The organism is Holdemanella sp. MSK.7.32, from assembly GCF_024460475.1.
Taxonomy (GTDB): Bacteria; Bacillota_I; Bacilli_A; order Erysipelotrichales; family Erysipelotrichaceae; genus Holdemanella.
Genome location: NZ_JANFYN010000110.1, coordinates 1 through 893 on the forward strand (window position 1 = coordinate 1; position 893 = coordinate 893).

The 893-nt window shown below is 35.5% G+C and carries 1 protein-coding gene; it reads right to left on the reverse strand.

The features are described 5' to 3' along the window. On the reverse strand, window positions 1-871 hold an 871-nt coding region (locus tag NE544_RS12010), incomplete at its 3' end, for a calcium/sodium antiporter (protein ID WP_256269499.1). Between the last annotated feature and the right edge of the window lie 22 nt (window positions 872-893).

Genomic DNA, 893 nt, shown 5'->3' on the forward strand with positions numbered 1-893 from the left:
TAAAGATCCCCTTTTTTCTTGTCATTGTATCTCCCTTTTTCGCAATACCATAAATCAAAAGAGATACACCAATCAAGACAAAAGTATCAATAATATTCTGTGAAGTAGCCGCAATTGGATGAATTGTACTTGAAGCACCCAAAATAAATAAAATATTCATTATGTTACTTCCAATCGCATTTCCCAAAGATAAACCACTCTCACCTTTTCTTGCCGCAACAACACTTGTTACTAGCTCAGGCAATGAAGTTCCAATAGATACGACAGTTAAACCAATCAACGTATCACTCATACCAAGCATAGCTGCAATCTGTTTTGCACTATCTACAGTGATGTCTCCACCCCAGATAATACACGCAACACCAATCACGATATAAATCAGGCATTTGATTCCCGATAAAGTTTCAACTTCCTCATCCTCAACACGATTCTTTTTAGCACTACGAATCAAGTTTAGAATAAACAATGCCAAACCAACCAAGAAGATAATTCCTTCAAAGCGATTCAACATTCCATTTAACACAAAAATAGAAAGTAAGATGCTCACTAAAATATTGATTTTTAAATCACGATTCAAAATATCCTTATCCATTAAAAATGGAGTGATGATTGCACTTGTTCCAACCACAACCAAAGTGTTGAAAATATTAGAACCCACAATATTTGAAATCGCAATTTCATTACTGCCCATTAAGCCAGCCGTAATACTCACACTCGCTTCTGGTAAGCTTGTTCCAAGTGCTACAATTGTCAAACCAATAATAACTGAAGGTACTTTTAATTTACGAGCCACACTTGCACTGCCATCCACAAACAAGTCTGCACCCTTCATTAAAAGGACCATACCTAATACTAATAAAAGAAATACCATTTTCTCAATCCTTTCAAAGTCA